The sequence below is a fragment of the Streptomyces sp. NPDC001717 genome (assembly GCF_042892775.1).
Lineage (GTDB): Bacteria > Actinomycetota > Actinomycetes > Streptomycetales > Streptomycetaceae > Streptomyces.
This window is the reverse complement of sequence record NZ_JBIAUK010000063.1, coordinates 1-5,024: the sequence shown is the minus strand read 5'-3', so window position 1 is coordinate 5,024 and position 5,024 is coordinate 1. Positions and strand designations below refer to the sequence as shown.

General features: G+C 76.2%; 1 protein-coding gene. It reads left to right on the top strand.

The features are described from left to right. A partial coding sequence (locus ACFYZL_RS39955) for a beta-ketoacyl synthase N-terminal-like domain-containing protein (protein WP_388686109.1) occupies positions 1-5,024 on the top strand: 5,024 nt, incomplete at both ends.

The window sequence follows — 5,024 nt, the reverse complement described above, 5'->3', positions numbered from 1 at the left end:
GGACCTGGACCTGGACGCCTTCGTCCTCTTCTCCTCGATCACGGGGGTGACGGGTACGGCCGGGCAGGCCAACTACGCTGCCGCCAACGCCTACCTGGACGCCCTCGCCCAGCACCGGCACGCCCTCGGCCTGCCCGGCACCTCCCTCGCCTGGGGCCTGTGGGACACCGGCACCGACACCGGCATGGGCGGCCACCTGTCCACCGCCGACCTCGCCCGCATCGCCCGCACCGGCATCGCCCCGCTCACCACCACCGAAGGACTCCGCCTCTTCGACGCGGCCCTCGCGGCCGGCGCCGCGGACGGCTCGGACCGGGCGGCACTGGTGACGACCCGCTTCGCGCTCCCGGCCCTGGCCTCCTCGGGCACACCGGTACCGGCCCCGCTGCGTTCCCTGGTCCCCACCACCCGGCGGCGCGCCGCGGCCGGCTCCGGGGCAGCTTCGACGTCCGCGGCCGGGGACCTCGCCGCCCGGCTGTCCGGGCTCTCCCCGGCGGACGCGGAGCGGGAGCTGCTGGATCTCGTACGGACGGCCGCCGCGACGGTGCTCGGGCACTCCGGCGGCGACTCCGTGGCGGCCGGACGGGCCTTCACGGACCTGGGCTTCGATTCTCTTGCGGCGGTCGACCTGCGTAACCGGCTGGGCGCCGCGACGGGCCTGCGGCTGCCCACCACGCTGGTCTTCGACCACCCGACGCCGGCCGCTTTGGCCGCACAGCTGCTGACGGAACTGCTCGGCGCCGGGCCCGGGGCCGCTCCGCTTCCGGATGCCGCCGCCGGTGCGCGCGGCGGGGACGGCGGGGACAGCGCGGACGAGGCGATCGCCATCGTCGCGATGGCCTGCCGCTTCCCGGGCGGGGTGACCTCGCCCGAGGAGCTGTGGCAGCTGGTCGCGGACGGTACGGACGCCGTGTCCGGTTTCCCCGCCGACCGGGGCTGGGACCTGGCCGGGCTCTACGACCCCGACGGCTCGCGCCCCGGCACCTCCTACGCCCGTGACGGCGGATTCCTCCACGGGGCGGCCGACTTCGATCCGGAGTTCTTCGGGATGAGTCCGCGCGAGGCGCTGACCACGGACCCCCAGCAGCGGCTGCTGCTGGAGACCGCGTGGGAGGCCTTCGAGCGGGCCGGGATCGACCCGGCCGGGCTGCGCGGCAGCCGGACGGGCGTCTTCGCGGGGGTGATGTACAACGACTACGGGGCCAGGCTGCACCAGGCCGGGCAGGCCCCGGAGGGCTTCGAGGGGTACCTGGTCAGCGGCAGCGCGGGCAGCGTGGCCTCGGGCCGCGTGTCGTACACCTTCGGACTGGAGGGACCGGCCGTCACGGTCGACACCGCCTGCTCCTCGTCGCTGGTGGCCCTGCACCTGGCGGCGCAGGCGCTGCGCTCGGGCGAGTGCGACCTGGCGCTGGCCGGCGGGGTCACCGTGATGGCGAGCCCGGCGACCTTCGTCGAGTTCAGCCGCCAGCGCGGACTGGCGCCCGACGGCCGCTGCAAGCCCTTCGCCGCGGCCGCCGACGGCACGGGATGGGCGGAGGGCGCGGGGCTGTTGCTGGTCGAGCGGCTCTCGGACGCCCGGCGCAACGGGCACCAGGTCCTGGCGCTCGTACGCGGCACGGCCGTCAACCAGGACGGCGCGAGCAACGGTCTGACCGCGCCCAACGGCCCCTCCCAGCAGCGGGTGATCCGGCAGGCACTGGCCGCGGCCGGGCTGCGGACCGCGGACGTCGACGCCGTCGAGGCGCACGGCACGGGCACCCGGCTCGGCGACCCGATCGAGGCGCAGGCGCTGCTGGCGACGTACGGCCAGGACCGGCCGGAGGACGACCCGCTGTTCCTCGGGTCGGTGAAGTCCAACATCGGGCACACCCAGGCCGCGGCCGGGGTCGCCGGGGTGATCAAGTCGGTGATGTCGATGCGGCACGGTGTGCTGCCGAGGAGCCTGCACATCGACGAGCCGTCCCCGCACGTCGACTGGTCGGCGGGCGCCGTCGAGCTGCTCACGGGATCCGTGAAGTGGCCCGAGCGGGGCCGGCCCCGGCGGGCCGCCGTGTCCTCGTTCGGGATCAGCGGAACCAACGCCCACGTGGTCCTGGAGCACGTCCCCGACGCGGTCCCCGTCGTCGCCGACGAGGTCCCGGACGAGGTCGCGGACGGGGTCTGCGGTCCGGCCGGGGGACCGCTGCCGTGGCTGCTGTCCGCGCGCACTCCCGAGGGGCTGCGCGCCCAGGCCGAGCGGCTGTACGCGTACGCCGAGGCCCGCACGGAGGACGAACTGGCCGGTGCGGCGCGGGCGCTGGCCACGGGCCGGGGTGCGCTCGAACACCGGGCGGCGTTCGTGGCGGGCGGCCGCGAGGAGGTGCTCGGCGTGCTGCGGAACCTCGGCGCGGGCGGCGCCGCGCGGGCCGCGGTGCGCGAGGTACCGGCCGATCCGCCGCGCACCGCCTTCCTGTTCACCGGCCAGGGCAGCCAACGGGCGGGCATGGGCCGTGAACTGTACGAGCGCCACGAGGTGTTCGCCCGGGCCTTCGACGACGTCTGCGCCGCCCTGGACCCGCTGCTGGGCAGGTCGCTGCGGGAGGCCGTGTTCCTCGAGGACGACGACACCCCGCTGCACCGGACCGAGTTCACCCAGCCCGCCCTCTTCGCCCTCGAAACCGCGCTGTACCGGCTGCTGGAGTCCTGGGGCATCACCCCCGGGCTCGTGGCGGGGCATTCCATCGGTTCGGTCGCGGCCGCCCACGTGGCCGGCGTACTGACACTGCCGGACGCGGCGACGCTGATCGCGGCGCGGGGCCGGCTGATGCAGGCCCTGCCGTCGGGCGGCGCGATGGTGGCGCTGTCCCTGGACGAGGAGTCGGCCCGGGCCCTCCTCACCGGGCACGAGGCCGCGGCCGGTGTCGCGGCCGTCAACGGCCCGCGCGCGACGGTCGTCTCCGGTAGTGGGGAGGCCGTACGGGAGATCGCGGCCCGGGCCGCGGAGGCGGGTGCCAAGACCCGTCGGCTGACGGTGAGCCACGCCTTCCACTCGCCCCTGATGGAGCCGATGCTGGAGTCGTTCCGCGAGGTCGTGGCGGGTCTGGCGTTCCAGGCGCCGGTCATCCCTCTGGTCTCCGACCTGACCGGCCGGCTCGCGAGCGCCGAAGAACTCGCCTCCCCCGACTACTGGACCCGGCACGTCCGCGAGACGGTGCGCTTCGCGGATGCGCTGCGCACCCTGCGGGCGGAAGGCGCCGGAGTCTTCCTGGAACTGGGCCCGGACGCGGTGCTGTCCACGATGGCCGCCGACACGCTGCCCGATGCCGTGCTCCTGCCCCTGCTGCGTCGCGACCGGGCGGAAGGCTCCGCGCTCCCCGAGGCCCTGGGCGGTCTGTGGGCGGCCGGGGTGCCGGTGGACTGGGCGGCGTACTTCGGCGGACGCGGCACCGACACCGCGGTGCCGGCCCTGCCGACCTACCCCTTCCGGAAGGACCGGTACTGGCTGGACGTGCCCGGCGGGAACCGTACGGACGTCGGCGGGGCCGGGCTCGGGGCCGCGGACCATCCGCTGCTCGGGGCCGCCGTCGAACTCGCCGACGGCTCCGGGGTGGTGCACACCGGGCGGATCTCGCTGCGCACCCACCCCTGGCTGGCCGACCACGCCCTGCTGGGCACGGCCGTCGTGCCGGGCGCCGCGCTGCTGGACTTGGCGCTGTACGCCGGCCGGACCTCGGGTTCGCCGCGGGTGGCGGAACTGACGCTCACCGCTCCCCTGCCGGTGCCGGAGGAGGGTGCCGTGCAGATACAGCTCACGGTCGGCGCGGCCGGCGACGGCGGGCGGCGGCCGGTGACCCTCCACGCACGGGAGGCCGGAACGCAGGACGCCTGGACGGAACACGCCTCGGGTCTGCTGGCCCCGGAGGCGGACGGAGAGTCGGGCACGGAAACGGCCGCGGAGGCGGACGCGTGCGCGGCCACGGAAACCGCCCCGGAGGCGGATGCCGGCGCGGGCGCCTCCTGGCCGCCGGGCGACGCGGAGCCGGTCGACGTCTCGTCCGCGTACGAGGACCTGGCGCGGCTCGGCTACGCCTACGGCCCGGCGTTCCGCGGGCTCCGGGCGGCCTGGCACCGGGACGGCACGTGGTTCGCCGAGATCGCACCGCCCCCGGCGGGCGACGGCTCGGCCGGGGCACACAGCGGGTTCGCGATCCATCCCGCGCTGCTCGACTCGGCCCTGCATCCGCTCGCCCTCGAAGGGCGCGGGGAGTCCGGGGGCCTGCGGGTCCCGTTCTCCTGGGCCGGCGTACGGGTACGCGGCGCGGCGGGCCCGGGCATCCTGCGGGTCACGCTGACCCCTGCGGGCTCCGGCCTGACGGAGCTCGTCGTCACGGACGACACCGGGGCGCCGGTGCTGACCGCCGAGGGGCTGGCCGTACGGGAGACCGATCCGGCGCGGCTCCGGGCGGGCCGCGGAACGGGGAGCACCCTGCACCGGGTGGACTGGATCGCGCTGCCGGAGGAGTCGTTCGGGTCCGCGGCCTGGGTCCCGTACGAGCATGCCGGGCAGGCGTCCGCCGACGCCCCGTACGTGGTGCTGACGGCGGCGCCGGACGCGTCGCCGTACGGCACGCTGGAGACCCTGCGGGGCTGGCTGGACGACGGGCGTTCCGCCGACGCGCGGCTCGCCGTCGTCACCCGGGGCGCGAGTGCGGTGAGGCCGGACGAGCCGGTACCGGGGCTGGAGCAGTCACCCCTGTGGGGGCTGGTCCGGACGGCGCAGAGTGAGCACCCGGACCGGTTCGTCCTCGTGGACACCGACGGGAGCGAGGCCTCGAAGGCCGCGCTGGGCCGGGCGCTGGCCTCCGGTGAGCCGCAACTCGCACTGCGGGACGGCACGTTGTTCGTACCCCGGCTGGCGGTGCTCTCGCAGCCGGAGCCGCGACCCGGCCTGCTGCGGACGGACGGGACGGTGCTGCTCACCGGCGCCACCGGCGCGCTCGGCACGCTCATCGCCGAACACCTGGTCACCGCACACGGCATCACCC